This window comes from Microcystis sp. M113S1, assembly GCF_020246945.1.
GTDB lineage: Bacteria > Cyanobacteriota > Cyanobacteriia > Cyanobacteriales > Microcystaceae > Microcystis.
Window position 1 is genome coordinate 1 of sequence record NZ_JADBSA010000376.1, and the last position, 25,655, is coordinate 25,655.

The 25,655-nt window shown below is 40.9% G+C and carries 28 protein-coding genes, 1 tRNA gene and 4 pseudogenes; 16 read left to right on the top strand and 17 right to left on the bottom strand.

The window, feature by feature from the left end; genetic code table 11:
* Nucleotides 1-180: 180 nt before the first annotated feature.
* On the bottom strand, nt 181-1,737 hold the full coding sequence (gene lnt, locus IM319_RS19005; RefSeq protein ID WP_287736577.1) for an apolipoprotein N-acyltransferase: 1,557 nt from the start codon (nt 1,735-1,737) through the stop codon (nt 181-183).
* 237 nt (nt 1,738-1,974) lie between these two features.
* On the opposite strand from lnt, the pseudogene IM319_RS19010 reads away from it, so the two are divergent.
* A pseudogene (locus IM319_RS19010) lies at nt 1,975-2,613 on the top strand (GAF domain-containing protein); the annotation flags it as partial.
* Between the two features lie 406 nt (nt 2,614-3,019).
* On the opposite strand, the gene IM319_RS19020 reads toward IM319_RS19010, so the two are convergent.
* Together IM319_RS19020 and IM319_RS19025 are read right to left on the bottom strand one after the other, a co-directional pair.
* A complete protein-coding gene (locus IM319_RS19020) occupies nt 3,020-3,406 on the bottom strand; it encodes a hypothetical protein (protein WP_002799133.1) in 387 nt (128 codons plus the stop codon).
* Nucleotides 3,407-3,646: 240 nt separating this feature from the next.
* Nucleotides 3,647-3,790, bottom strand: coding sequence for a helix-turn-helix domain-containing protein (locus IM319_RS19025; RefSeq protein ID WP_287077177.1), 144 nt, complete (start codon nt 3,788-3,790; stop codon nt 3,647-3,649).
* A 91-nt stretch (nt 3,791-3,881) separates the two neighbouring features.
* On the opposite strand from IM319_RS19025, the gene IM319_RS19030 reads away from it, so the two are divergent.
* From IM319_RS19030 to IM319_RS19050, 5 genes are all read left to right on the top strand, one after another.
* Nucleotides 3,882-4,874 carry a CAP domain-containing protein gene (locus IM319_RS19030; RefSeq protein WP_287736578.1) on the top strand — a complete coding sequence of 331 codons (993 nt, stop codon included), beginning with the start codon at nt 3,882-3,884 and terminating at the stop codon, nt 4,872-4,874.
* Nucleotides 4,875-5,077: 203 nt separating this feature from the next.
* A complete protein-coding gene (locus IM319_RS19035; protein ID WP_287686056.1) occupies nt 5,078-5,707 on the top strand; it encodes a ribonuclease H-like domain-containing protein in 630 nt (209 codons plus the stop codon).
* A gap of 294 nt (nt 5,708-6,001) precedes the next feature.
* Nucleotides 6,002-6,652, top strand: a complete 651-nt coding sequence (locus IM319_RS19040) for a DUF3318 domain-containing protein (RefSeq protein ID WP_286825618.1) — start codon at nt 6,002-6,004, stop codon at nt 6,650-6,652.
* Between the two features lie 114 nt (nt 6,653-6,766).
* Nucleotides 6,767-7,762 carry an anti-sigma factor antagonist gene (locus IM319_RS19045; RefSeq protein WP_287736579.1) on the top strand — a complete coding sequence of 332 codons (996 nt, stop codon included), beginning with the start codon at nt 6,767-6,769 and terminating at the stop codon, nt 7,760-7,762.
* Nucleotides 7,749-8,201 (top strand): ATP-binding protein, encoded by a 453-nt coding sequence (locus IM319_RS19050; protein ID WP_286825620.1) that lies wholly within the window; start codon nt 7,749-7,751, stop codon nt 8,199-8,201. The genes IM319_RS19045 and IM319_RS19050 overlap by 14 nt, the downstream gene beginning before the upstream one ends.
* A gap of 6 nt (nt 8,202-8,207) precedes the next feature.
* Here IM319_RS19050 and IM319_RS19055 read toward each other — a convergent pair whose 3' ends face one another.
* From IM319_RS19055 to petN, 4 genes are all read right to left on the bottom strand, one after another.
* Nucleotides 8,208-9,653, bottom strand: a complete 1,446-nt coding sequence (locus tag IM319_RS19055; RefSeq protein WP_287736580.1) for a serine/threonine-protein kinase — start codon at nt 9,651-9,653, stop codon at nt 8,208-8,210.
* Between the two features lie 170 nt (nt 9,654-9,823).
* Entirely contained in the window at nt 9,824-11,077 is a 1,254-nt protein-coding gene (gene sbcD / locus IM319_RS19060) for an exonuclease subunit SbcD (RefSeq protein ID WP_287077167.1), read from the bottom strand.
* A gap of 42 nt (nt 11,078-11,119) precedes the next feature.
* The gene (locus tag IM319_RS19065; protein WP_002768280.1) at nt 11,120-11,263 is read right to left on the bottom strand and encodes a hypothetical protein; all 144 of its coding nucleotides are present in this window, start codon (nt 11,261-11,263) and stop codon (nt 11,120-11,122) included.
* Between the two features lie 16 nt (nt 11,264-11,279).
* Nucleotides 11,280-11,369 (bottom strand): cytochrome b6-f complex subunit PetN, encoded by a 90-nt coding sequence (gene petN, locus IM319_RS19070; protein WP_012265708.1) that lies wholly within the window; start codon nt 11,367-11,369, stop codon nt 11,280-11,282.
* 414 nt (nt 11,370-11,783) lie between these two features.
* Between petN and IM319_RS19075 the strand changes: the two genes are divergently transcribed.
* From IM319_RS19075 to IM319_RS19085, 3 genes are all read left to right on the top strand, one after another.
* The gene (locus tag IM319_RS19075; RefSeq protein ID WP_286825623.1) at nt 11,784-12,179 is read left to right on the top strand and encodes a hypothetical protein; all 396 of its coding nucleotides are present in this window, start codon (nt 11,784-11,786) and stop codon (nt 12,177-12,179) included.
* Between the two features lie 161 nt (nt 12,180-12,340).
* The gene (gene aroB / locus IM319_RS19080; protein ID WP_287736581.1) at nt 12,341-13,441 is read left to right on the top strand and encodes a 3-dehydroquinate synthase; all 1,101 of its coding nucleotides are present in this window, start codon (nt 12,341-12,343) and stop codon (nt 13,439-13,441) included.
* A gap of 30 nt (nt 13,442-13,471) precedes the next feature.
* Entirely contained in the window at nt 13,472-13,849 is a 378-nt protein-coding gene (locus tag IM319_RS19085; protein WP_286825625.1) for a hypothetical protein, read from the top strand.
* Nucleotide 13,850: 1 nt separating this feature from the next.
* Here the strand turns inward: IM319_RS19085 and IM319_RS19090 are convergent.
* Nucleotides 13,851-17,137 (bottom strand): annotated as a pseudogene (locus IM319_RS19090) (CHAT domain-containing protein).
* 131 nt (nt 17,138-17,268) lie between these two features.
* Here IM319_RS19090 and IM319_RS19095 point away from each other — a divergent pair.
* The gene (locus IM319_RS19095) at nt 17,269-17,454 is read left to right on the top strand and encodes a hypothetical protein (protein ID WP_002756239.1); all 186 of its coding nucleotides are present in this window, start codon (nt 17,269-17,271) and stop codon (nt 17,452-17,454) included.
* A complete protein-coding gene (locus IM319_RS19100; protein ID WP_287736582.1) occupies nt 17,447-17,611 on the top strand; it encodes a type II toxin-antitoxin system RelE family toxin in 165 nt (54 codons plus the stop codon). The genes IM319_RS19095 and IM319_RS19100 overlap by 8 nt, the downstream gene beginning before the upstream one ends.
* A 253-nt stretch (nt 17,612-17,864) precedes the next feature.
* Here the strand turns inward: IM319_RS19100 and IM319_RS19105 are convergent, their stop codons facing one another.
* The 5 genes from IM319_RS19105 to IM319_RS19125 form a co-directional block, all read right to left on the bottom strand.
* Complete coding sequence (locus tag IM319_RS19105; protein WP_149107955.1) at nt 17,865-18,143, bottom strand: hemolysin XhlA family protein; 279 nt, start codon at nt 18,141-18,143, stop codon at nt 17,865-17,867.
* A gap of 69 nt (nt 18,144-18,212) precedes the next feature.
* Nucleotides 18,213-18,533 carry a hypothetical protein gene (locus IM319_RS19110; protein WP_287736583.1) on the bottom strand — a complete coding sequence of 107 codons (321 nt, stop codon included), beginning with the start codon at nt 18,531-18,533 and terminating at the stop codon, nt 18,213-18,215.
* Nucleotides 18,514-18,774: a DUF4926 domain-containing protein gene (locus tag IM319_RS19115; RefSeq protein ID WP_286825628.1), complete on the bottom strand. Its 261-nt coding sequence runs from the start codon at nt 18,772-18,774 to the stop codon at nt 18,514-18,516. Before IM319_RS19115 ends, IM319_RS19110 begins: the two co-directional genes overlap by 20 nt.
* Before the next feature lie 6 nt (nt 18,775-18,780).
* Nucleotides 18,781-19,110, bottom strand: a complete 330-nt coding sequence (locus IM319_RS19120) for a DUF6883 domain-containing protein (RefSeq protein ID WP_286825629.1) — start codon at nt 19,108-19,110, stop codon at nt 18,781-18,783.
* Nucleotides 19,111-19,153: 43 nt separating this feature from the next.
* Nucleotides 19,154-19,477 carry a hypothetical protein gene (locus tag IM319_RS19125; RefSeq protein ID WP_286825630.1) on the bottom strand — a complete coding sequence of 108 codons (324 nt, stop codon included), beginning with the start codon at nt 19,475-19,477 and terminating at the stop codon, nt 19,154-19,156.
* 85 nt (nt 19,478-19,562) lie between these two features.
* On the opposite strand from IM319_RS19125, the pseudogene IM319_RS19130 reads away from it, so the two are divergent.
* A pseudogene (locus tag IM319_RS19130) lies at nt 19,563-19,707 on the top strand (3-dehydroquinate synthase); the annotation flags it as partial.
* Here IM319_RS19130 and IM319_RS19135 read toward each other — a convergent pair.
* Nucleotides 19,681-20,820 carry a geranylgeranyl reductase family protein gene (locus IM319_RS19135; protein ID WP_287736584.1) on the bottom strand — a complete coding sequence of 380 codons (1,140 nt, stop codon included), beginning with the start codon at nt 20,818-20,820 and terminating at the stop codon, nt 19,681-19,683. The pseudogene IM319_RS19130 and the gene IM319_RS19135 overlap by 27 nt on opposite strands.
* A 238-nt stretch (nt 20,821-21,058) precedes the next feature.
* Between IM319_RS19135 and IM319_RS19140 the strand changes: the two genes are divergently transcribed.
* Both IM319_RS19140 and IM319_RS19145 read left to right on the top strand, forming a co-directional pair.
* A complete protein-coding gene (locus IM319_RS19140) occupies nt 21,059-22,243 on the top strand; it encodes an AAA family ATPase (RefSeq protein ID WP_287684562.1) in 1,185 nt (394 codons plus the stop codon).
* Nucleotides 22,243-22,527 (top strand): annotated as a pseudogene (locus IM319_RS19145) (hypothetical protein); the annotation flags it as partial. The gene IM319_RS19140 and the pseudogene IM319_RS19145, both read left to right, overlap by 1 nt.
* Nucleotides 22,528-22,613: 86 nt before the next feature.
* Here the strand turns inward: IM319_RS19145 and IM319_RS19150 are convergent.
* Together IM319_RS19150 and IM319_RS19155 are read right to left on the bottom strand one after the other, a co-directional pair.
* Nucleotides 22,614-23,006, bottom strand: coding sequence for a DUF4278 domain-containing protein (locus IM319_RS19150; RefSeq protein ID WP_287684563.1), 393 nt, complete (start codon nt 23,004-23,006; stop codon nt 22,614-22,616).
* Nucleotides 23,007-23,160: 154 nt separating this feature from the next.
* Nucleotides 23,161-23,559, bottom strand: a complete 399-nt coding sequence (locus IM319_RS19155; protein ID WP_287674245.1) for an FHA domain-containing protein — start codon at nt 23,557-23,559, stop codon at nt 23,161-23,163.
* A 295-nt stretch (nt 23,560-23,854) separates the two neighbouring features.
* On the opposite strand from IM319_RS19155, the gene IM319_RS19160 reads away from it, so the two are divergent.
* Both IM319_RS19160 and IM319_RS19165 read left to right on the top strand, forming a co-directional pair.
* Complete coding sequence (locus tag IM319_RS19160; protein ID WP_167341553.1) at nt 23,855-24,028, top strand: hypothetical protein; 174 nt, start codon at nt 23,855-23,857, stop codon at nt 24,026-24,028.
* Nucleotides 24,029-24,049: 21 nt separating this feature from the next.
* Entirely contained in the window at nt 24,050-25,099 is a 1,050-nt protein-coding gene (locus tag IM319_RS19165; RefSeq protein ID WP_287736586.1) for an AI-2E family transporter, read from the top strand.
* A gap of 1 nt (nt 25,100) precedes the next feature.
* Here IM319_RS19165 and IM319_RS19170 read toward each other — a convergent pair.
* Nucleotides 25,101-25,173, bottom strand: a tRNA-Gln gene (locus IM319_RS19170).
* Between the last annotated feature and the right edge of the window lie 482 nt (nt 25,174-25,655).

Here is a 25,655-nt window from a genome sequence, read left to right on the forward strand (position 1 = left end):
GATTTTTTCGACTTGTTCAAAGTGGCCGTCCGGCATTCGGACACTGAAAACGGACGGGTCGAAAGTGTCAGACTTAAGCAATTAAGCGTTTTTCGCTATCTGCGTCAACCCCATTGACGCGACCACCCTAAAAAAGTGGCGTGGTGAGGAATCGCCGTCCGTTTTACGGCGGCGAGGATGTCAATCACGAAAAAGTATACCACTGTCACCTTGATCCCAAGCTCTCCAGAGCCAAGCTAGTCCGGCAGTAATGATTAAAACTTTAGTTAACCAATCTCCCCAGCGCACATATAAAGTTCTCGTATCCCGTCGATAAATTGTTTCGCTATGGATTTGATATCTATCCAGATCCGATAGCCAAAGGTGATTACCGTGGGGATCCACAAAAGCAGAATAACCTGTATTGGTAGCCCGGGCCATCCATCGATCGGTTTCGATCGCTCGCATGGTATCCTGAGCATGGTGTTGAGCGGGCATGGCGTGGCTATAATGGGCGTTATTAGAAGCGGTAATAATAAATTCGCCTCCCCTAGCAGTTTGACGGCGAAAATGTTCGGAAAAAGCCGACTCGTAACAAATGCCCACAATTATTTTACCGAAAGGGCTGTCAATAATTTGATCAGGATTTCCCTGGATTAAATGCGCTTGCAAGGGAGAAAGGCGATCAACAATTCCGCCCAAAATTTCCTGAAAAGGAACGTATTCGCCTAAAGGCACGAGAATTACTTTATCATACCGACTAATCACCTGTCCCTCGCCATCAATGGTCAAGAGACTATTGTTATAACCCTTGTCCACCTTGCCAAATGCACCTAACCAGATCGGCGTTTTTTTGGCTAAAATTGCCGAATAAATCGAGCTATTATTGACTAAGTTCTCCCAATAGTAGGGTAAGGCCGTTTCAGGAGTTAAGACGGCATCTACTCCTTGATCAGCGAGAATTTGATAACCAGAGGTGTAACCTTCGAGCGCCTTTTGAAATCCCAGGGGCGAAAGTTTAATCGTGTTGGCAATATTGCCCTGAATTACGCCAATTTTTATCCCTAAATCCCTTGACTTTTCGATCGGTTTATGGTAAACATTCCATCCCCAGAGATGGAGGCTAAAACAAATGAGGAGGGGTAAAGAGAGAAAAGCGAGATTTTGCCGCGATTGACGGATTAGGAGCAAGCTTTCGGCGATTAAACCGTTAACTGCCACAATTGCCGCCGTTACCGTCGTAAAACCCGATAATTTGCCCAATTGCAGAATCAATAAATTATGGGGACTTTGGCTATAAGCAAGGGTAGTCCACCAGAGAGGGGATTGACTCCAGAGAGATTCTAACCCACACCAGAGGGCAGTGCCGATGAAAACCCGTAGGAGGGCATCCCGAAAAGATGACTGATTAACACTTTTGTTGACATAAAACATGACTAACGTCCAAGTTAGCACGATCGCCGTTCCCCAAAAAGTAATAAACAACCAACAAAACAGGGCAATTAACAAACTCGCTAACCAGGGGACACCCATCCACGTCATCGGGTGAATTCCCGTGATCCAGAATAAAGCCAGACCATGGTAGGCAAAACCCCAGCCAAAACCGTATAAAAGCGGTTTTTTTAGGGATTTTTCCGCTAATCTCACAACAATCCACAGGGGGACGAGAGAAATCCATGCGAGTAACCACCAAGAAACCGGCGCTACTGTTAACCCCATCCCCACACCGGCCAAAATTGCCCAGAGAAAACGCACCATCTTTTACTCAAGTCAGGTTGAACTCGTCTGACCTACTAGATCAGAGTAGCTAGAGGGAAGACAAAAAACAAGAGAAATACAGAAGTTTTTCAGCACATCTACAATAGAGCAGTTAGCGAGTAAAAAAGCCCTTCCATGAGATGCTATGGCAAGCTATAGACTCAGACAAACAGGGATATGGGGAATGTCACCCTCACCCTGAAAGCCTAAACTCGGACTGAATAAGTGATTGAATACATGGATAATTTTAACCCCAAATTAACGGCTCTGGCTCTTGTCTTGAATGTTGAGGAAAATCTCGAAGATATTTTTCGGAAAATAGCTAGTATGAGCGCTCATCAATTGCAAGCGCGGCACTGTTCAATTATGTTAAGCTCTCCACAGGAATTAAAAGGGGAAATTACCGATTATCTAGAAGTTTTTGCCCATTATGATGATCTATCACCTTTGGCTGATCAAGAAATAATTAAACTCGATCAAGTTATTGCCGACAGTGTAGCGGCCACAGGGAAACCTTTACTAATTAAGGATATCACTCGATCGCCATTTTCCACTGCAGCCCCTTATCCCAAAAGATCAAATAATAATAGTTTTATCTCCGTACCGATTATCCTAAACGAGCAGGTAATCGGAGTAATTAATCTCAGTTTTCCCCTAGACAAAAAACATTTTGAACCATTAGATTTAGAAATCTTGCAGTTATTCGCTCAACAGGCTGCCCAATCCCTGCAAATTTTTCATTTGCAAGGGATATTAAAATCTCGTTTTGTGGCTATGGCAGTGACTAGAGAAATAGCAGAAATTCAGTCCGAACATTTGATCGCTGTCCCTCCTTATCCCCCGAAATTAGCCAAAATTGTCGCTAAGGCTTTTTGGTTCTTCGTTACTTGGTATGATTCTATATGGAGGCCTAAATCGACTAAATCCTGATCTGGCAAGAGATTTAATTGATTAGTTCGCTCCAGATCGCAAACAATTGACAAAAATCACAGTAATGTCTGTTTCTATAAGGGTTTCATCCCTTATAACCCTGTCCGTTGCATAAGACAAACCGAAGAGCCGGCTTTTTTTAAAGAATTAACTCAGGCCGGTTTTGGAACCCATCAAGTTATTGAGATTGCTAATGAGGTTTTGAATTTACTACAAAAGACCCTTAATAAACATAGAAATCGTCTGGAAGGAAAAGATTGAGTCCTAGTCAAGGGTTAAAATCGACTAACTTGCCACTCCGGTGCAGTCCTAAGAAGTAATTGAGATAGTTAACAGCTTAATTGTCCGTTGTTTACTGATTACCGCTGCCGTCCTGCCGTCCTAATTCATAGACACCACAGGCAACACAGGCGAGAATACCGACACTAATCGGCCAACTTTTTCCTAAACTAATCTCGATTAACCAATCGGAAAAACCGCCGAGAATGAGAAAGGGAATAATACTAAAGATAGAGGCATAAAAAGCATTTTGGGATTCTCTGGCGACGCGAGTTTTTTCAAACTCCTCTAGGGAAGTATAGAGGAAACGCTCGGCAAAATTAAACCAGCCATAGAAAATTTCTATAAACCAATTTCGCACCCCAGCTAACCCCAGATACAATGCTAAAGACCAGAGACAGCTACCGGCAATAAAGGCCGGGGAAATATTGATAGTGAAGGGCAGAAAGTCGATTACCATAAATGAGAGCCACAGAAGTGGTAAATTTGAGCGAGCGGCTTGATCGATCTTAACAAGTCTTGACCCTTGCACCAAAAAGTTGACATCCTCACCGCCGGGGCCGGACGGTGATTTCCAAACCTGACGATTTGGGTTTCTGCTTGGGGTTCCTTACCGGGTTTCGCAGCTGCCTTGACAGATTTACCCCCCTCTGGTCAACAGGTCGCCACCAAGACTGGGAAAATGGGAAAATGGCGAAATTCAACTCAAACCCCTTCGCTGATTTCTCTGTGTTCTGACATGGAGAGCTTTATTTTCAACTAATCTTACACCGCCCAAGGTGCGCCGCAATAGCGACTCTTGTTCTGCTGTTGGGTAAAATCGGTAGCGATAGGCTTTCCCCATACCTGACGTTCTGGCATATATCTTGTAAATGCGCTAGTATTTAACAGTAAATCCAACCTAGAACGGCGGGGTTTCAGACCCAATTTTTTTGATGAAAAGTTTTTTTAAGAAACCTTATCGGTTAGGAATTTTGATGCTTGTATCGACAAGTTTAATGGCCTGTAGTGCCTTGTATAGCTCTTTTGCGGAACTCGGATCATCTTTCTCTCCCTCTCCTTCTCCCTCTCCCTCTCCTTTAGATGCGGCAACTTTACTTGTTTTAGAGAATAAAATCTATCAACAGGTCAATCGCTATCGTCAATCTCGTAATTTATCTCCCCTACTGTTAAATCGAGCAATTTCGCAACAGGCAAGATTACATAGCCAACGTATGGCCGCGGGTTTAGTTCCTTTTAGTCATCAAGATTTTGACAAAAGAGCGCAAACTATTGGTGTTTCGGTTCCCTATCAAGCGGTGGGGGAAAATGTGGCAGTTAATCAAGGTTATGATGACCCGGTAATGATTGCTGTGGATGGCTGGATTAAAAGTCAAGGTCATCGGGAAAATATGGAGGGAGATTTTGATAGTACCGGGATTGGAGTAGCGACGGATAATCAAGGCAAGTTATACTTTACTCAAATATTTTTAAAACGTCAATCCGCTCCCGTTTCTACTAATCCTCTTAGCTACGATCCTATCCAGAATCAATCTTTTTTAATCACCCTCGAACAAAACACTAATTATCAAGTTAATCGCTACCGAATTTCTCAAAATTTACCGCCCCTACGTCTCGATGCTCGTATTAGTCATGAAGCTCGCTTATTTAGTCAAAAAATGTCCCATAAACAGGCTCCTTTTAGTCATGATGGTTTTGAGGGAAGAGTCAAGGCAGTACAAAGGAAGATTCCTTTAGAAAAAATGGGCGAAAATTTGGCTTTTATGAAGGGATATCCTGACCCCGTTAGCGTTGCCGTCAAGGGTTGGATTAATAGCCCCGGCCATCAAAAAAATATGGTTGGTGATTATAATCTCACCGGTATCGGTATCGCTAAAAATAATGTTGGCGAATATTATTTTACACAACTTTTTGTTAAAAAGCGTTGACAAAATCCCCCCAATGATATTTTAATTTAATTACCAGTTTTTAACATCAGTTATCAGTTATCAGTTATCAGTTATCAGATTTTAGTTTTCAGTGGACAGTCTTAAGTGAGGAGTATTAAATGGCATTAACAGTGCTGTCTTTTTACTGATTACTGTTTACTGTTTCCTGATCACTGAAAAAAGCTCTCCTAACCCCTAACTATATGAACTTAGACAATTTTCAAGTGTGCGATCGAGATTTAAGCGATGACCTATTATCCCGTTATTTAGGGGTTAATTCGATCGCTGTAGATACAGAAACTATGGGATTAATTCCAGGGCGCGATCGACTGTGTTTAATTCAACTCTGTGATCCCAGTGGTTTTGTCACCGCTATTCGGGTTTTTAGGGGGCAAACAGAGGCTCCTAATCTGAAAAAGGTCATGGAGGATGAGCAGATAGAAAAAGTCTTTCATTTCGCCCGTTTTGATGTGGCTCAATTGTCCCAAACTTTTGCCATTGCCACTCAACCGATTTTCTGTACCAAAATCGCCAGTAAACTGGCTCGGACTTATACCAGCAGTCACGGTTTAAAAAGCCTCGTGCAGGAATTGGAAGGGATAGAATTAGACAAAACCGCTCAGAGTTCTGATTGGGGAAATGCCGCTAATCTTACCCCAAAACAACTGAGTTATGCTGCTAACGATGTGCGCTATTTATTGTCAGTGCGAGATAAATTAATTGTGATGCTGCAAAGAGAAGAAAGATGGGAATTAGCCCAAAAATGCTTTAGTTGTATCCCCATCTTCACCGCTTTAGATTTACAGCAATACAAAGATATATTTGAGCATTAGTCGGCAAAAGTTACAGCCTATATTTTGCCAATAATACCAAATCGGTTTTTAATAGTATGATTGACTCCCAATCGAACCTTAAAAACCCAGTTATGGATTATTTCTCCCCACTCCCCACTTCCCCACTTCCCCATTTCCCCCCGCAACGCGCACGAAGTGGTCTCCCCACTCCCCTCACTGATTACCGACAACTGAAAATGCTCTCTACTGCCAAAAGCTGCCAAGATCACAAAAAAGACCGCTATGATCGAAAATAGAAATCATCGTCATTGGTAGAGAATAGGTAAAAAATCTATGACATCTTATGCGGCCTCCTCTGCACGAGCCGAAATGAGCGAACTTCGGCGCCTAAAAACCCTACTACCGCCAGAATTACAAAGTTGGGTAACGGTAGAAGGTTCCACAGAGGTTAACCCCCCCCTGATCCGTTGTGAAGAAATTGGCAGAGATGAGGTAGAAATTCAGATAGATTTAGCCAAATGGGAAAATTTAGCCATCGATCAGCGTAATCTGCTCTTTTGGCATGAAGTCGCCAGGATTCAAAATGATAGTATTCCCCGGGAAGGCTGGGAAATGGCCGCCCTCGCTATTGGCTTAGGTGGTGCAGTGGGGGAATTATGGGTACAGGATGGGTTATTATTGCTTTTGGCTATGGGATTATGTGGGATTTCCGGTTATCGTCTCTGGCGAAAAAATAATGGCGATAAAATTCTCAAAGAAGCGATCGAAGCTGATGAAAAAGCGATCGCCCTAGCCACCCGTTTCGGTTATTCTCTCCCCAACGCCTACAAGAGCCTAGGCAGTGCCTTTAAAACCCTAATTGAACAAACCCCTAACCGTCGTCTGCGTAAGCGTTATGAGACCCGTTTAGATGCCCTGAGAAAGGGTGCAGCCAAAGCGAAGGCCCAAACCCAAGGCCGTCCGCCCCTAGGTGAGATTCGTTAGCCGATAATCACAGGTAATCTCTGACATTACCCATTGGTATTTGCGGAAAAGTGTAGTAAACATTTAAGTAGGTCATCAGGCCTTGTTCATCTATCAAACCACCTCTTTGTGTCGATGACTTCCCAAATTCCTGAAACACGTTTTCTGATCATTCCGATGGAGTATCCGGTTTTGCGGATGCCGGATCGCTTGACTGTCTTGGAAGCAGTACAGTTCAAGGATTTGTTTCACCATCTCATCGCCCAAACACCCACTCCCGAAAAAGTCATTCTGGATCTGAATGCCACTCAATTTATGGATAGTAGTGGTGTGGGTGCTTTAGTCCATAATCTCAAAGCGGCCAGGGCAGAAAATATCGAGTTAGTGCTGGCTAACGTCCATCCCCCAGTGATGGGGGTTTTATCGATTACGGGACTAGATCAATTATTCACTTTCCAAACCTCCCCCCTAGCAGCCCAAGAAAAGAGCTTTACTGCCAATGAAAACCATCTACCGGAAACCCATCCCTCGATTCGCAGTTGGTTAAAGCGCGGTCTTGACATTGTTGGTGGGATCGTGGGTTTATTAATCACGGGGGTTATTTTTGTCCCCATTGCTATCGCTATTAAGTTAGACAGTCCCGGTCCAATTTTTTTCAGTCAAACCCGCTGCGGTTGGTTGGGAAAGGAATTTAAAATTCTTAAGTTTCGTTCCATGTGTGTGGATGCAGAAGCACTCAAGGATAAAATCCCCAATCAAGCGGAGGGAGCTTTTTTTAAAAATAAAAATGATCCCCGGATTACCCGGGTAGGAAAATTTTTACGTCGCACCAGTTTAGACGAATTGCCCCAGTTTTGGAATGTGATCACCGGTGAAATGAGTCTTGTTGGCACTCGTCCTCCCACCCCCGATGAGGTGGAACGCTACGATGTTCCCCAATGGCAACGTTTAGATGTAAAACCAGGTATGACCGGGGAATGGCAGGTGAATGGTCGCTCTCAGGTGCGTAATTTTGAAGAGGTAATTCAACTAGATTTGCGCTATCAAGAAAATTGGAGTTTAGGCTACGATCTACAACTGATTTTTAAAACAATTTTGATTCTCTTTCAAAAAAACAGTGGTGCCTTCTGAAGTCTTAAATTCCCCTTCTTTCCCCCTCCAATTCCATCTACAAGTCCAGACGGAATTGGCAGCTTTAATCCCAGTCCTACAATGGTTTGAATCTCACGGCCGCTCTTTTCTACCCGACTCGGTACTTTGGCAGTGTAAGGTGGCTTTAGCAGAAGGATTTACTAATACTGTCCGTTACGCTCACCAACATTTACCACCGACCACACCGATCGATCTAGAATTAACTTTACAGTCCCATTCTCTAGAAATAAAAATATGGGATCACGGTCAACCTTTTGATCTGCAAGCAAAACTTGATTCTCTACAGCAACATCCCGTCGCACCTTTGGAAATGGAAGGCGATCGAGGATTAATTTTTATGCGTTCTTTTACTGATACTTTACAATATATCCGCACTGCCAGAGGGAGAAATTGTTTAATTCTCCAGAAAAGTTTTTAAGCTAATTTATCCCTTGCTAGAAACTCTGTCCATGACACAGGTTTCCAGACGAGAAAAAAGAATTATGCCACCACCCACACCCCAGACAAGGGTGGGGAGATGTCCGCAGGGTGCTTTGAGAGAGAAAGTAATTTGATCGTAGTATAACCACTTGTTATTAACTTGCCAACCGACTTTTGCTCCAAAAGCGTTCCATTTTTGTTGATCATAATTGCCGCTTCCTCCCAAACTTTCATAGATTATTTTCTGAACAGATATACCGAATTTTCCCTGACTATATTTTAACCAGAGTTGATTGATAGTGGCTAAATCTTCACAGGGAAAGTTATCTATGTCTTCTATCTTCAGATATTTTTCTTTAGTTCGATCGGCAACTTTTAAGAATAAATTAGCCGTTTCTTGATCTGCCTCTTGCCATTTTTCTCGCGCTAATAAATCCCGTAGGTTAGTGTAATCAATTACCTTAGCACTTTTGAGGTTAATTTCCTCCCTGGTGGCGGCTGGAAAAACTGGCAAAACCGTTTCTTGAATTGTATTCTGTGATCGGGGTTTTGGCGGAATCACGACGGCTAATTTTACTGCTAACTCTTGCAGGACTTCCCCGGCTGATTGATAACGTTTTTTGGTGCCAAATTCAATTAATTTATCTAAAATTTTACCTAATTCAACACTAACAGGATTATTAATCAGGTGCTGGATCCATACCCATTCATGTTCACTCACATCGAATAATTCAAAGGGAGATATTCCCGTTAATAAATAGATACAAGTGACTCCCAAACTATATAAATCACTGCTATTAATCGCTTTGCCATTGCTTTGTTCTGGGGCGATATATCCCGCCGAACCGATCACTGTTCCTGTCAGGGAAAGATTAGCAACATTCATAAATTTAGAGGCACCGAAATCAACTAAAATTATTTTATTATCGCTGTGTCTCCTAATTATATTAGCTGGTTTAATATCCCGATGAATGACTCTTTTAGCATGGATAAAATCAAGAATTGGCAAAATTTCTAATAAAAGATGTTTGATCTTTTCCTCATTGAAAACTCCCTCGCTTTGTAATTCTTGTTCTAGATTTTCTCCCTCAATATATTCTTGAACAAGATATTGTCGCCCATCATTGCTGGTAAAATAGGCATAGAGGGAGGGAATTTGTGGGTGTTGACCGAGATTATCTAAACTAATCGCTTCTTCTTTAAATAATTCCGCCGCTTTCTTGAGAGCATTACTGCCTTGAGCGCTAGGAAAAAATTGTTTAATCACACAATAAGGTTTAGAAGGTTTATCCTCATCAATTGCTTGAAAAGTTTTACCGAAACCTCCTTGACCAATTAATTTTATAGCACGATAACGATCTTTTAGTAATAATTGAAAGCAACATTTTTGACAGAATTTATCTGTAGGATCATTGTTATATAGACAATCGGGATTAAGACATAAACTCATGGCTTGTTTAAACAGGGATAGGTAAAATGTTTCAGTGAGCAGTAAACAGTAAACAGGTATAAAGATAAAGATAACTAACTAATTAACTTAAAACTTACATCTGATAACTTAAAACTTACATCTGATAACTGATAACTGATAACTGATAACTGATAACTGATAACTGATAGCTAAATCGAGGTTTCTTCCTCTAGCCAAATTTCTGGCTGTTGATTTAATAAAAGCTGGGCTGCCTCTAACATATCATCGACAATATCGCGCAAATCTGTCTTATTATCGATATAAGCTTTTAACGCTTCCATAGGATCTAATTGATTACCCACCCCTAATTCCGGTAAACGGGGACGGGTTAATTGACTAATTAACTCAGCCCGAATACTATAACTATGGGCAGTTTTTAATGCTTCGTCAAGCTGATTGGTGTTGATTAGTTCTAATTGTTCACTGCGAATTTTATAAACTAAGCGGATAACTGCTTCCTGAATATCGTGTTTTTTGAGAGCTTTCAGCAATTCTTTTTGGGGGTTTTCTGCCTCGGAAACATCCACTTCGATGGAACGGAAAGGACGCACGGGTAAAGGACAAAATTCCCATTTAACCTCTCCTTTAGCCACTTCTATTAAAACATAGCCCTTATCTTCTTTTTCCTCGCTAAAATCCACTCGATCGATGCTCCCGGGATAGATAATGGGCGGATCATTGCTAGGATTAAGATTTTGGTGTTTGTGAACATGGCCGAGGGCAACATACTCGAATTGTGGACGATTTAGCAGCGATAAAGGTACGGTAAAACCTTTACCAACCGCTAAAAATCTTTCTGCTCCTAAACTAGCTCGATCGGCCATTAAATGGGCTAATAAAACTGTTGGTAAACTTGTATCTAATTGGCGAATTTCTCCTTCTAAAACTGGTTCCAAACGGTTAATTAATAATTCATTTACCCCACTCAAGGATAAACCCTCGGTTTCGGGACGGGTTAAGAGAGTGGCGCGGGTTAACCAAGGTAAAGTAATTACTTGGATATCGCCGTTGCGGGTGGTGATGCGATGGGTGGTCAGGCGATCGCCAACAATAAACCCCGGCACCGCTAGGGTACGATAGATGGAGAGACTGACACCGCCATTACCCTGAGAATGTTGATCGTGATTACCCACTAATAACACCGTCGGGATATCAGCATCGGCAAGACGACGGAATTGACTGGCAAAAGCTTCGTGAACAAAAGGAGGAGGAGTGGCATCGGGAAAGGCATCTCCCCCAAAAAGCACTAGATCCACAGGGGAGGCAATAGCCCGATCGATACAGAGGCTCAAACTGCCCATAAAATCCTCTAAACGCGTGTTTAATCCCGTTTTTGGGTTTAAACGCCCATGGGAAAAACCACTCCCCATGTGAATATCCGATAAGTGCAGTATTTTAATCATAGTAAAGAAAAAACAGGCGCAATTAAGTACACCTGTTCAGGATTATTTTCCTAATTTTTTATCGCCATCTTGACGACGGCGATCACGCCATTCTGTAGTCGTCAGGTAGAGAATGCCACCACTAACGACAACGAGGAGAATTAAGGCGACTAGAAAGAGAGTGTTAAGAATCAGGGATGTTTCCATGGTATCTATAGATTACCTAGAAACCGTTACGACCCCAAACCACCATGGCGATCGACCAAGTGAAAAGGGCGAGAATGCTAACCCAACCAAGTGTCAAAATATCCATAATTGCCTTTGTTAAACGAAATACTTAGGAGTTGACACTCTCCGCCCTAAAAGTGCGGAGATTCTTGGGCTGAATCTTGCCGCTACTAGCAGAGCTAATTTTGGTCTTACAGTTTCATGTCTAGTCCGACTACACCTACAAGGTAAGCACTCTTAAAGACTACTCCCCAAGCGTAAATTTCTGTGTGTCCCACAGTATTTAATTGTTTTTCGCTCTTACCATGTGGACTTAGGATGAAAGCTTTTGTACCAGTGATGGTTAGAGATTTAGGGATTACGGAGTGTCGCTTGTTTCCTGCGTTCCCAAAGTCAACGACTCAATTTAATGCTAACATAAAGTCGCCCTAAAGGGCGAGGTTTTCAACCCAAATTTTCGATAATACTTCATCAGTGACTCCGTTTTAGAGAGGCGATCGTGCAAATTACGCTCAAGGAAAGAATCGAATCCATACAGGTGGGGAGTATCTCGGCGCTGGCTTTCCTGGTTCCCTATCTGCTATTTTTAATTGTCGATCGAGTATTTTTAGGGGAATCGATCACAGTAATTGGCACTTTTGTCAAGATATCAGGGGCGATAATTAGCGGATTTCTCTTTGGTGTCACCTATCGTTATGTCGTCCGTAACGATGATAATCCCCATCTCAAAGATGGTACAGTGGCAGCTTTTGCCCTAGTCCGCGGCCTAGTTCCCCTACAATTATCCACAGACTTGATCGCCGACAGTGGGCGCTTAAGTCTCTTTCTGGGAGAGAGCTTTATCTGTTTTTTATCCTCTCGTCTGCTGTTAGAGTTGACTAAGCTGCGTCAATAATCGACTCAGTTATCAGTTATCAGTCATCAGTTATCAGGTGCGAGTTTTCAGTGAATAGTATTAAGGGACAAGCTCGGAGCTGCTTTTTTACTGTTTACTGATCACTGTTTACTGATCACTGTTTACTGATTACTGATCACTGAAACATCACCCCACACCCTATGGCTATTTGTATTCCCGTTAATTTACCCGATCGCTCCTATAATATTCTGATCGAGAAGGGCAGTTTAGCCAATCTCGGTGCAGAAATGAGCCAGTTAAGCTTAGGTAAAAAGGTTTTATTGGTTTCTAATCCCGAAATTTTTGAGTACTACGGGCAAATAGCGGTTAATTCCCTAGAAAAAGGGGGATTTACCGTTTCTACTCATCTGATCCCCGCTGGCGAAAATTATAAAACCCTCGATTCGATCGCCGAAGTTTATGATAGCACCCTCGCTCACCGGTTGGAACGTTCCTCGACTATGGTTGCCCTCGGTGGTGGTGTGATCGGGGATATGACGGGATTTGCGGCAGCCACATGGTTACGGGGTGTTAATTTTGTCCAAGTTCCCACCACCCTGTTAGCGATGGTGGATGCTTCCATCGGGGGTAAAACTGGTGTCAATCATCCCCAGGGCAAAAATCTGATCGGGGCGTTTTATCAACCGAAATTAGTTCTGATCGATCCTAGCGTCCTTAAAAGCCTACCGGTGCGAGAATTTCGGGCAGGAATGGCAGAAGTGATTAAATATGGTGTAATTTGGGATGCTGAGTTATTTAAACAGTTAGAAGACTCGGACAATTTAGCCAGTTTTTCTCAGATCGATGGCCAGCTATTGCAAACAATTATTACAAAATCTTGCCAAGCTAAAGCAGATGTGGTAAGTAAAGACGAAAAAGAAGCGGGTTTGCGGGCGATCTTAAACTATGGTCACACGATCGCCCACGGCATTGAAAGTTTAACCGGATATACTAAGATTAACCACGGGGAAGCGGTGGCGATGGGGATGGTGGCAGCAGGAGCGATCGCTGTTAAACTGGGAATGTGGACGGAAGCGGAAAATCAACGACAAACGGCGTTAATTGCCAAATCTGGCTTAGAAACACAAATTCCGCCCTTAAACCCCGACCAGATGATCGAGACGCTTACTGCCGATAAAAAGGTGAAAGATGGCAAGGTTAGATTTATTTTACCAACGGCGATCGGCCAAGTCACCATCAGCGATCGAGTTACTCCCTCCATGGTGCGCGAGGTGTTATCCCCAACCAAATCCGGGCAATAGACGTTTTTTCAATTAAGGAATGCTCCCAATATGACGACTGACTCAATACAAGTTACTGCTGAAGAAATTGCCCAGTTTCGCGCTGAATTGGCGGATAATCCTCAAGCACTTGCGGATCTTGACATGATTGATCGATGTGACGGCGATTTGGAGTACGCTGCTATTCGATTAGTAAGGCGTTCAAATATTGATATAGTGAGGGCAGAGGGCGAAAGTTTTTGGCAACAAGCTATCACCCAGGCACGTCAATTAATATGTCATGATCATATTAGACAAGATATTGCTCCTAATATATTAGGTGGATTGGTTGGGTTATTTATTACTTCTGGTAATCCAATTCTTGAAGTTGTGGCAACTACTTTAGCCATTTATATTGTCAAGAAAAGATTAGACAATTTTTGTAGTTAGTTTAGATACCTGCTGCGGTAAAAGCCGCCCAATAAAAAGGGTTATTAAAAAGCTTATAATTAAGTTCAAACCCTTTTATTCTAATTTGTTCATCTTCGATCATATCTATCAATCGCTTAAATTCTTCTGTTGTTAATTTTTGTTGCATTAGCTTGACAATTTCTTGACAACTATTCAATTGATTGAGATATTCTTGTACGGTCAAATTCTGTAACCAGTTTTGAGCTTGTTTTAAAGCAACTGGTACAGAAATATTCATATTAGCATCAAATAAAATCTCATATAATTTAATCATCAAGAAGGAGGTTGATAGGTCATTAACTGTCCATAAACTACTGACAACGCTGGGACTTCCTGCAAACAGAAACCCACTGGGTAAACCGATATATTCATCGCTGATGTTTAAATCAATAACGCCAGTTTCACAAGCGGCAAGGGTGACAAGGCGACATTGATTCAAGCGCAGTTCAAAGATTTCGCCTAATGTTAAGGGTTCCTTATTGGCTAATAATAAAGCAGATTCTAGGGGATTATTGCGGTTAAAGCCTCCGTGACAAGAGAAGTGATAACAATGACTATCTGAGGCTTTAAGATGGGTGGTAACAGTGTCTTTTGTGGCGTTGTCTTTGGCGATAACTTGAGGTTCAGTAAAGAAAGTTGAGAGGATATTAACTTCTAGGTCGGTGTAAAATAAGTCTTTGGTGGGGTTTTGAATGGCGAACAGTTTATTAAAGTCGGAATGGTGAGAAGTTTGGGAGATTTTTTGCAAGATTTGACAACTAGGGGCATATTGTACACCCTTGGGAAATAAATCTTGTAATTCTGATCCCCCCGTTGCCGACTCCCCCCTTTTTAAGGGGAGTTGGGGGGGATCAACAGGTAAGGCGTGTAAGGGTAAAATATGTAGAAACAAATGGGGGATAATAATTAAGCGTTGACAAGTATCGGGAATAAGGGCAAGAATAGCATTAATATGCAGAGTATCAGCAAAAGTCTGTAAGAGGTTAGACAGTTGATTTCTCCATTCTTTCTTGCGATTGTCGGAGTAGTAAAGTCGTCGATAATTATTGAAGGTATCAAAGAATTGATTTTGATCATCCTCGGAAGATTGCCAAACTTTAATCTCTCCCTCAGCAGACACCACAAAAGCGAGTATTTTCTCCTCTGTAATCCACCATTGCAGCAGACAAGTTTCAGCATCAGTTAAAGCCTGAATCTCTGTAAATGGGATCGGCTCAACTTTTTGAGTGAGGCTAAAGAGAGTATCTTTAATTTCTCTTGCAATAAAATTATCTAAATCTTGTTGATATTCCCTCAGATAACTGTGATCTTGAACGTAGGGAGTTAGGTTATCACTACGCTTTAGATTCTGGTTAATGCTTTGATGGTGTAAGCGAATTTGTTCATTAACAACTCGTTGTTTTAATTCATTTAATTGGGCGATGATTTCTTGACTAACCCCTTGGGGATGTAGATTTTTCTGGGTCATTAATTCCACCAGATTACGCCCTTTACTGCGTTCGATATATTCTAATGCTTTCTCTGGCTGATTGAGGTTAAGATGGGCTTGCACAATACCATAAAAAACATCAATAGCACTGGATAAAACTTCTTGACGATCTTGGGGATTTAATGCTTCTAAGCGAGCATTTTCGACAGCTTCAATGGCGATATGATAAGCTTCTGTGGCGGGTTGCCATTGTTTTTCGTTGTAGTGTAGGTTGGCTAAATTGCGGGCAGTTAATAAACAATTTAAGGGATTATCTTCTTTAGTCCAGATTTTTAAAGCATTATGATAATAGGCGATCGCTTGTTCGAGATTCTCTGCTTTATCCCCTCTGATTCTGTCTGAGTAAGCAAGAGCCAGATTATTCTGTGTAGCAGCCCAATCTTGGGGAAAAGCCTCAAAAGTCCTCACTTTCAAGGCTTCATTGTAAGATGTGATCGCCCTTTCTAAATTATCAGCTTTCTCTCCTCTCATTCTGTCTGAGTAAGCAGAAGCGAGATTATTCTGTGTAGCTGCCCATTCGTAAGAAAAATCCTGCATGGTATAAACTTCCAGAGCTTTTTTTACACAAGATATTGCAATCTCTAAGTTTTCTGATTTCTCTCCTGTAATTCTATTTTTATAGGCTAGTGCTAAATTATTTTGTATTCTTGCCCATTCATACGGAGAATCTTCAATTGTTGTAATTTTCAAAGATTTTGAATACAAATTTATGGACTGTTCTAAATTTTGTGCTTTATCTCCTTTAATTCTGTAAAGATAAGCATTTGCTAAATTATTTTGTATAGTTGCCCATTCATAAGAAAAATCTTCAGATGTATAGATTTTTAATATTTCTCTGTAAATACTGATTGCTTGATCCAGATTCTCAGCTTTGTTTCCTCTTATTCTTTCTACATAAGCAATCGCTAAATTATTTTGAGTTGTAGCCCATTCTTGGGGAAAATCTTCAAATGTTCTTACTTTTAATGATTCTTTATATAAATTAATTGCTACTTCCCAGTTTTTAGCCTTATCCCCTTTTATTCTATCTGCATAGGCTGATGCCAAACTATTTTGAATTGCAGCCCATTCTTGAGAAAAAGCTTCAAAAGTCCAGACTGTTAAGACTTTTTCATAAAAATTAATCGCTTTTTCTAAGTTATCAGCCTTATTTCCTTTGATTCTAAGACAATATGAAATTGCAAGATATTTATTAGTTATAGCCCACTCATTAGGAAAATCATGATAGGTAAAAAGTTGAAAAGCTATTTGATAAGCTTTGATCCCTATTTCTTGGTTTATTGAAATATCGCCAAGAGTGAATTTTTGAATAATAACGCCAAAATTAACCAGAACAGTACCTGAAGCAAGTTTTTCTTGCTTATCTCCAATGATACTTAAAAGAAGATTTATATAATTATCAAAACTTTCAGTTAAATTCTCATTTAATTTATCTAAATTTTTACTCAAGAAAGGATAAATTACTTGCGGGCTAGGATTATCATTGACTTTCTTTAATATTTCCATTAAAAACAATAAGCTTGAGTCATCATAAGATATATCATTTATGTCAGGAGTGTTTTTTACTAAACCTACAACCTGTGCAATCTTTCTAATTCTTGAAAATACCCACTGCATTTTATTGAATCTCCTAATTTCTCTAACTTTTGCGCTACTTCTATCAAACCCCGATCCAATAATTCTTGATTTTCCCGTAATATTCGGGATTCATCGCCATCATTACAGGATAATAATTGATTAACGAGGTTTAGATAAGCTCGGGTGCGTTGTTCGTTCATGGGTTGAGAGAGGGTTGAACAGGATTATTCTTGATTATATTGAAAAAAAAGGAATTTTGCCTAAATCATGAATCATTTAAGAATCTCAATGTTAAGATAAAATGAGAAAACTAACTAGGATAAATACCATCATGACAACACCAACTCAACAAATGCAATTTCAACCGATTTTTGTTGAAGGGGATGAAACCGAAATTATTCCTCCTGAAGACATTGCCGAAAGTGACGCAGCTTGGCAAGATTATTTAACAGGAAAAGATCAGGGAATCTCTTTAGAAGAACTTGAACAAGACTTATGGGGAGAAAACCTTGAGTGAGTGGCGTTTTCTTATTTTAAAACCTGCCCAACGCTATCTAAAACGGTTGTCTAAAACTGATCAAGAGCGTATTATTAAAGGATTGAAATCTTTATTAACCAACTCTGAAAATGCGGATATTAAGCCCCTTAAAGGAAGACCAGAATTAAGATTATGAATAGGAGATTATCGCTGTTTATTTTTTATAGATCAAGAAAATCGAATTTATATTATTACTCAGATTGGTACTCGCGGAGATATTTACAAAAAATAAAATAAATCTTTCACTCTATCCCCTATCAACTCCTAATTTTCCTGTAATATTCTGGATTCATCGCCATCATTGCAGGATAATAGCTGATTAATGAGGTTTAGATAAGCTTGGGTGCGTTGTTTGTTCATTGTCTGTACTATGATTTTTGTGATTATATTTATGATTGAGGAAAGGGAAGAATAATATAGCGAATTATTGTTCCGAGTAAAGCCGTTCCCAAGATTCCAATTAACGTCCAAATTTGTGCCTTTTGAGAGCCTTTTATTTCCTTTGTATCATCTTTTAAACTTTCAATATCTTTTTCTAAACCATCGACTTTTTCCTCTAATCTAGCTTGTCCAATTTCTAGACTATTCAGACGATTATCAAGTTTTTCTAGTTTCTGATTAATTTCACCTAAAATTTCTTTGAGATCTTGTTCAATCGTAATTGACATCTGATGATTCTCCTGATAATGATGGTTATCAGTATTATTGTATATTTTGTCTCAAGTGCTTGTCAACGATTACGCCTCATTTTCCCTTCCTGCTTCCCTGTATTGTTGCGCTACGGCTACCATTACCTCAACCAACCCCCGATCCAACAATTCCTGATTTTTCTGTAATATTTGGGGTTCATCGCCTTCATTACAGGTTAATAATTGATTAATGAGGTTTAGGTAAGCTTGGGTGAGTTGTTCATTCATAGCGTTGTAAATGGTGACGGTTAATTCAGTTATAAGCGATTCATCGGCAATCATCAAGAGTTGGGGATTGGTGGTAAGGTTGTCAGAAAAGCGATCGCGCTGTAAGTTACAATTACGATAATTAAGCAACTTCAAGTTCATAATGTAAAACAAGTAACTCATCTTCTTTTAAAAGAGCTATAGCATATTCCCGTCCTTGATTATCAGAAAATTCCACCAAATATTGCTTTTCTCCGTTTCGTTCATATACTTCCACTACCGTTCCAACTTGTCCACTTGGTAAGCTTTCTATAGACTCATATTCTGGTTCAACTAAAGTTAATCTTTCCTTAGTAACAGGATTGGTAATAGCCACAGTATCTAAAATTAAAATATTTTTCATATATTGTCACCTAATAAATGCAGAAATAAGACGAGGATTAGAATTAGTCGAAGTGAGTTCCCAAATAGTCCGAAGTTGCATTCCTTGCCGATCTGGTATAGTCCAATCTACCTTAAACTGTTGACCAAATTCTGTCTGTGCTTGCTGAACGACTTCACCTTCAATTGCTGCTAGTTGAATCATTGATAGTAATAATTCAGCATTTTCTTGAGTTATTCCTAAACGGGACTTGAAAACTCTAGCTTTGTTTTTACCGCTAGAATGTTCTGGATTTAAACAATAGTTGATTAACTTTTCCATAGCAATTTCTGCCTGTTCTCCGTTAGGTAATTTCATGTCTTTACAGTATCATTTGAACTAAGTTGCCTGAGGACTATGATTAAGGATTACCTGAAATAACGAATCTACCAACTGCTACTAAAAAACCTCCCACCGCAGTAATTAAAATACCAATTAGTGTCCAAATTTGCGCTTGTTGTGATCTTTTAATTTCTTTGACATCTTCCTTAACAGAATTTATTTCTCCTCTTACAGAATTTATTTCTCCTCTTACAGAATTTATTTCTACTTTTAATACTTGTCTTTCGCCTTTAGCTTCTGTTAGCTGAATTTTTATATCTGTAACATCTTTTTGGACATTTTCTAGTTTTTGACTAATTTCTGTTAGAATTTTTTCAAGACTTTGTTCAATCATCACTGACATTTATTTTCTCCCCTAATCAGAAAGATTATTAATCATTATAGTCGATATTCAGAGAACTATTATCCTTCCTGCATCCCTGAATTTCGAGGCACTTACTGCCGATAAAAAGGTCAAAGATGGCAAAGATTAGATTTATTTTACCCACGGCGATCGGGAAAGTAACCATCAGCGATCGAGTTACCTCCCCCATGGTAAGAGAAGTTTTACCCCCAACCAAATCCGGGCAATAGACGTTTTTTCAATTGTTGCATCGCTTGTTCCGTAACATCCCGGTATTTTAAATCTCCCACGAGAATACGTCCCATCAGTTGACCGGCGATCGGGCGTTTAACGGCGATATTATAGGCGATTTGGGTAAATTGATAGAATAAACCGGCTAATTTGGCCGCTAAAGCCATATCTTCCCCCCATTCTTCCCGAATTATCCGACTATAGTTCGCTAAAGCGCGATTATCCCCGGCTAAAGCTCGATCGATCGCCTCGGCTGCCTTAACTCCCGTCAAAATTGCCGGACGGATACCCTCACCGATAAGAGGATCGAGAATCCCCGCCGCTTCTCCTGTAATTAAGGCATTTTGGGCGTGTAGCGGTTGATTTCCGTTCCAAAGGGCTAAAGCATACTCACTATAGCGATAATCCTGTAAATTCCAGCCCTTTTGACGGGCATAATTTAACAGTTGTTTTTTCAGATCCTCGGATTTGATGCTGCCCTTAAAACAACCACCGCTAATTGTGTAACCATTAGACTTGGGAAAAGCCCAGATATAACCATTTCTTAGGGAACCAAAATCAAAAAAAGCTTTTTGGGGTGGAATAGTCGCTTCTGCGTTAGTAATTTCCAGAGCAGCACCGATCGCTTCGTTTTTCGCCGGTAATCCCAACCAGCGACTGGTATTGCCCCTAACACCATCGGCAGCAATCAGATATTTACCTGAAAATGTTCCTTGGGATGTGGTAACTTGCCAGTGATCTTGGATGAATTTGATCTGGGTAACTTCGCTGTTATCTTGGATGGTTGCCCCGACTGCGATCGCCTGTTGCCCTAAAAAATCATCGAAACGATCCCTTTGTACCATCCACATCGGTTCTAGCATATTTAACTTAGTGGTGGCGGCATCCCCCTGTTTCCAAGTAAACTCCACTTGGGTGACGGTATTCTCGATCACGGGGGTAAAGTCAAAATCAAACCATTGCTTAATTGCCGGGGATACCCCACCACCACAGGGTTTATAACGGGGTAATTTCGCTTTATCGAGGATCAGGATCGAACGTCCCTTTTTAGCTAGATGATAACCCGCCGTCGCTCCTGCTGGCCCCGCACCGATGATAATACAGTCAAACATTTGTACTAATTTAAGTCGTTGAACAAATTTATAGACAATTTACGCTATTTTGGGCAACTTGTGTTGAGTCTGGTTTCTTGTCCCTTCCTCAGGCGGTTGAGCTTGCCTCTCTAGTTTCTAGCTGATTTATCCCCCAATGTCCAAGAGAGCCTAATCTCTGGCTTTTTTGGCTAATTGATCAATTATCTTCACCTGATCAATCGTATAATCAAAAAAACTATAACGGCTCGATTATGTCATGAAAATTGTTTCTATTAAAATAACCAACTATCGTATGTTTAAAAATATACACATAAGAGATATTCCTCCTTTTTGCGTGATTATTGGAGCTAATGGGACAGGAAAATCTACCCTATTTGATATTTTTGGCTTTCTGCGAGATGCCCTCAAAAACAACATTCGCCAAGCTTTACAAATTCGGGGCGGTTATAAAGAAGTTATTACCAGAGGTCAAGAAAAAGAAGATATTGAAATCGAGCTGCAATTTCGGATGAAAATCTCAGATACAGAACGTCTGGTTACTTATATACTCAGAATTGGACAAGAGGAAAATCGCCCCATGATCAAACGCGAAATACTTCGCTATAAACGGGGTGAACACGGTGCACCTTTTCATTTTTTAGATTTTCAACGCGGTCAAGGATATGCTATCACCAATGAAGAAGATTTTAGTAAACCAGATAAAGAACTCGATCGAGAAGAACAAAAGCTAGAATCTAACGATATACTAGCGCTCAAAGGATTAGGACAATTTCAACGTTTTAAAGCCGCTACTGCTTTTCGTTCTCTGATTGAAAATTGGCACATTTCCGACTTTCACATTAGCGAAGCTAGAGGAAGTAAAGAAATATCTTACGCTGAACAATTATCCCCCAGGGGTGATAATATGGCAACAGTTGCCCAATATATTTATCAACAATATCCCCAAATTTTTCAGCAAATTCTCGAAAGAATGAAACAACGAGTTCCGGGTATTTCCTCTGTGGAAGCCAAAGAAACCGAAGACGGTCGCTTGATTTTACGTTTTCAAGATCAAGCATTTAAAGACCCTTTTATTGATCGCTATGTTTCTGACGGGACTATGAAAATGTTCGCTTATTTAATATTACTATTCGATCCCAATCCTCATCCCCTACTCTGTGTCGAAGAACCAGAAAACCAACTTTATCCTACTTTATTAAAAGAACTAGCCGAAGAATTCGCTCACTATAGCTATCGGGGGGGTCAGGTATTTGTTTCTAGCCACTCCCCCGATTTTCTCAATGCGGTTCCACTAGCTAGTATTTTCTGGCTAATTAAATCCCAAGGTATCACCCAAATCCATAGGGCTACCGATAGCGAAATCCTCAAAAACTTAGTAGCAGAAGGCGATTTACCCGGCTATCTTTGGAATCAAGGCTGGTTTAAAGGAGTAGCACCATAATGAACTATAATATCGTATTTTTGCTAGAAGAGTCATCTATAGAAAATGTGTTAAACGAACTTTTACCTAAAATTATTCCCCCAGAAATCAGCTATATATGTATTAGTCATCAAGGTAAACAAGACCTAGCCAAATCTATTCCTAAAAAACTCAAAGCTTTCAAGAAATCTAGTCCCAATACCAAATTTATTATTGTTCACGATCAGGATTCCCACGATTGTCACAAACTCAAAAAGGAACTAGGGGAAATTTGTCAAAATGCCAGTGATGCTCAAGTCTTAATAGTGAGCGGGGGGAAGATTTAGGCATTTTTGCGCCCAAAAATATTCCCCCCAGCAGAACCGAGGGGAAAGTGGGAAAAACCGCTAATCTAGCAGTTTAAGGCTAAGTCTTGGGATTCTTTTTTCAAGAGATTAACGAGGTTTTCGTCACCATTCTCTTGAGCGATTTGTAAACGACGTTCCAGACGAAGACGAATATTGTTCAGATGGACGTTAGAAAGGGTTTCCTCTTGGACGACAATAGGGGATTTGACAACCGGTAACGGACAAGTGTTGGGGATGACTTGTCCGGCAAGATGAGGACGGGTGCTGTAGGCAACTCCACGATACTGACGATGCAGTTTCGGCTCTAATTGGAGCATATGGCGAGGATAATGGTGATTCCAGTGTTGAACTCGGTATTTACCCCCGATATCTCCAGTATTCATCTCCAAGGGGAGAGAATCCCTTTCGTGCTTAACTCCTCGATAGACTAACGTCATATCACCGACTCCCTGCAATGCTTTAAAGTGACTTTAATCCCCCTTGTCGCCCCTATATAGGGACAACAAATGAAAAGATCTTATTTATTATTCTGTATTTATTTTTACATTTTGCTAGGCAAATTGAAAAAACTTTATAAAAATTTAATATTTTCTAGCTGGCTATAGTATCCTTTTCTGGCTGGGTTTGGTCGCCCACCAAAGGAGCCTCTAGGGGTTTGAGGATTAATTTTGGTTGCTCGTCCTCATCGATGAGATGAATTTGAATTTGCGGGCCAGAGGTGGCTAAACGAACCACCATACCATCGACGACGGCGGTTTTCTCGAGCGGTTTGCCATTGAGAAACGTCCCATTTGCCCCTAAATTTTCCAATTCCCAATTATCGCGATCATTATGGCGGATTTCTAAGTGCCGCCTCGAAACCACAGCACTATAGAGAACTACATGATTATCCAGCGCCCTGCCGATGAGAATGGTTGATTGATCATTGTCAAATTGCCAATGTTGTAGGGGCGTGGCTTGACTGGGGTGTAAAAGAGTTAAAGTGATCACGGTGACTATTGGCGACAAGATAGGGGCGGTGGACAGGGTAAATCTTATTTGCTGTCAAGATTCATCCTTGCCATTAAGTCTTAAGTCCTAGCAATGAAAATCTCTAGTTACTTGACTAAGCCTTTTCTTTCTATTGTCTCACACTTTCGTGTTCCCTCTGAACCGACCTCCCCCAGAAAATCTAGCCACTTCGCCCTAGTATTAATAAAACTGATGGGGTATGATTTCCACATTTTGAGCAATTTTTAACCTCTTCAGGGATAAGATAGTGCTTGTGTCACCTAAACATTGATCTATGAGCGGCTTTATTATAAAAATAATCTTGATATCGGCTTTGATTTCCCTGGGAATTAAATATCTTGCCCCTTTATTATCGATCGCTCCCAGTCCTCTTAACACTTTAATTCTGGTTTTTACTCCTTTTCTGCTCACGGTTTTTGCCCTCTGGAGACGGACAATAACTGATTAAGAATTTTTCTCCTTACTCATCATGACTTTTGGCAGCAGCCTCGGTTTAGTTCTGTTAGTCTTTTGTCTGTTGATTCTCTGGCAGATTCGACAGATTCTCTTATTATTATTGATGGCGATTCTTCTGGCTCAGATTTTAAATTTGGCTGTGACTTGGTGGCAGCGTCATCACCTCAAGCGTTCCTACGCCCTAATTATCACTCTTTTTGGCTTCTTTATTGGTATTATCGGTATTTTTGTGGGGATTATACCCGCTTTAGTCCAACAATTTCGCCAATTATTTAGTTTATTACCCCAAGCTATAGAAAGACTCTGGGGACAAGTCCATAGTCTTGAGGATTATCTCGATCCTAGTCTGGCCAGTGTCTTACCGGACTTTAAAACACTGCTCGCTCAATTACAACCCCTGATTAACCAAATTGCTGGCCGGGGTTTAAGCATTTTTTACGGTACTTTCGGCATTATCCTCAGCTTACTGCTAATTGTTGCCCTGGGCTTGATGATTCTCGCCGATCCTGCCGCTTACCACCGTTGTTTTCTGCGTTTATTTCCTGCTTTCTACCGTTCTAGGGTACGATCGATCCTAGAAGAGTGCGATCGAGATTTAAAAACTTGGCTGAAAGGGATTTTCTGTCATATGTTGATTATGACCTTGGGCAGTTGCCTGGGTTTATCCCTGATCGGCATTCCCCTCGCTTTTTCCCAATCTATTCTCGCGGGATTTCTCACCTTTATCCCCAACCTCGGGCCAGTTTTAAGCACGATTTTACCCTTTTCTATCGCCCTTCTGGAAGCTCCCTGGCAACCCTGGGCGGTTTTACTGCTCTACAGCAGTATTTATCTGTTAATTCAATATTTCGACCGTCATTCACCGCTGCCCCTTTTAACAGTGCGGTCGCTCAAGCTCTTACCCGCTTTTACCCTGTTGGCCCAGTTGTTTTTCGCCTCGATTTTTGGCTTTTTAGGGCTATTTCTGGCGGTTCCCCTGACGCTTATCGGTCGTATTTGGCTAAAGGAAGCTTTGATCGAGGATATTCTCAATCATTGGCAGACCGGGGATAAAAACTTTTAAACTGGGGATCTAGGATTCGAACCTAGGAAATGGCGGGACCAAAACCCGCTGCCTTACCGCTTGGCTAATCCCCATTGGACAGACCTTTTTAATACTAGCATTTATCTCCCCGGTTTTGTCAAGAAGTTTATAAAAATTTTTTACTTAGGGCTTGCTGAATAAATCTAAAAACTTTGTTGGATAAGGCTTTTAGACTTTTTTTCCCTCAAAAAGTGCCGAACCTGGGAGTGATCGGGGGTAAAATTCCGGGACTTTTTCCCTGAAAATTAGGTAACTGACTACCTCAAAATCGGTAAAACCCTACACCCTACACCCCACACCCTGCCCCCACGAAAAACTTTTTGCCGCAGACCCTAAATAGGGTTTGCTGAATAAATCTAAAAACCTTGTTGGGTAAGACTTTTAGACTTTTTTTACCTCAAAAAGTGCCAACCATTGGAGTGATTGGGGGGAAAATTCAGGGACTTTTTCCCTGAAAATTAGGTAATTGACCACCTGAAAATGGGTAAAACCCCACACCCCACACCCCAACCCCCAACCCCCAACCCCCAACCCC

Bases quoted from the DNA above. Each gene is read 5' to 3' on its own strand.
- petN (WP_012265708.1), bottom strand. From the start codon at position 11,369: ATGGATATTTTGACACTTGGTTGGGTTAGCATTCTCGCCCTTTTCACT.
- IM319_RS19110 (WP_287736583.1), bottom strand. From the start codon at position 18,533: ATGAACTTGAAGTTGCTTAATTATCGTAATTGTAACTTACAGCGCGAT.
- IM319_RS19085 (WP_286825625.1), top strand. From the start codon at position 13,472: ATGACGACTGACTCAATACAAGTTACTGCTGAAGAAATTGCCCAGTTT.
- IM319_RS19105 (WP_149107955.1), bottom strand. From the start codon at position 18,143: ATGTCAATTACGATTGAACAAGATCTCAAAGAAATTTTAGGTGAAATT.
- IM319_RS19120 (WP_286825629.1), bottom strand. From the start codon at position 19,110: ATGAAATTACCTAACGGAGAACAGGCAGAAATTGCTATGGAAAAGTTA.
- aroB (WP_287736581.1), top strand. From the start codon at position 12,341: ATGGCTATTTGTATTCCCGTTAATTTACCCGATCGCTCCTATAATATT.
- IM319_RS19040 (WP_286825618.1), top strand. From the start codon at position 6,002: ATGACATCTTATGCGGCCTCCTCTGCACGAGCCGAAATGAGCGAACTT.
- IM319_RS19125 (WP_286825630.1), bottom strand. From the start codon at position 19,477: ATGTCAGTGATGATTGAACAAAGTCTTGAAAAAATTCTAACAGAAATT.
- sbcD (WP_287077167.1), bottom strand. From the start codon at position 11,077: ATGATTAAAATACTGCACTTATCGGATATTCACATGGGGAGTGGTTTT.
- IM319_RS19165 (WP_287736586.1), top strand. From the start codon at position 24,050: ATGACTTTTGGCAGCAGCCTCGGTTTAGTTCTGTTAGTCTTTTGTCTG.
- IM319_RS19030 (WP_287736578.1), top strand. From the start codon at position 3,882: ATGAAAAGTTTTTTTAAGAAACCTTATCGGTTAGGAATTTTGATGCTT.
- IM319_RS19020 (WP_002799133.1), bottom strand. From the start codon at position 3,406: ATGGTAATCGACTTTCTGCCCTTCACTATCAATATTTCCCCGGCCTTT.
- lnt (WP_287736577.1), bottom strand. From the start codon at position 1,737: ATGGTGCGTTTTCTCTGGGCAATTTTGGCCGGTGTGGGGATGGGGTTA.
- IM319_RS19095 (WP_002756239.1), top strand. From the start codon at position 17,269: ATGACAACACCAACTCAACAAATGCAATTTCAACCGATTTTTGTTGAA.
- IM319_RS19150 (WP_287684563.1), bottom strand. From the start codon at position 23,006: ATGACGTTAGTCTATCGAGGAGTTAAGCACGAAAGGGATTCTCTCCCC.
- IM319_RS19055 (WP_287736580.1), bottom strand. From the start codon at position 9,653: ATGAGTTTATGTCTTAATCCCGATTGTCTATATAACAATGATCCTACA.
- IM319_RS19035 (WP_287686056.1), top strand. From the start codon at position 5,078: ATGAACTTAGACAATTTTCAAGTGTGCGATCGAGATTTAAGCGATGAC.
- IM319_RS19065 (WP_002768280.1), bottom strand. From the start codon at position 11,263: ATGGAAACATCCCTGATTCTTAACACTCTCTTTCTAGTCGCCTTAATT.
- IM319_RS19115 (WP_286825628.1), bottom strand. From the start codon at position 18,774: ATGAAAAATATTTTAATTTTAGATACTGTGGCTATTACCAATCCTGTT.
- IM319_RS19140 (WP_287684562.1), top strand. From the start codon at position 21,059: ATGAAAATTGTTTCTATTAAAATAACCAACTATCGTATGTTTAAAAAT.
- IM319_RS19025 (WP_287077177.1), bottom strand. From the start codon at position 3,790: ATGGGGAAAGCCTATCGCTACCGATTTTACCCAACAGCAGAACAAGAG.
- IM319_RS19045 (WP_287736579.1), top strand. From the start codon at position 6,767: ATGACTTCCCAAATTCCTGAAACACGTTTTCTGATCATTCCGATGGAG.
- IM319_RS19135 (WP_287736584.1), bottom strand. From the start codon at position 20,820: ATGTTTGACTGTATTATCATCGGTGCGGGGCCAGCAGGAGCGACGGCG.
- IM319_RS19160 (WP_167341553.1), top strand. From the start codon at position 23,855: ATGAGCGGCTTTATTATAAAAATAATCTTGATATCGGCTTTGATTTCC.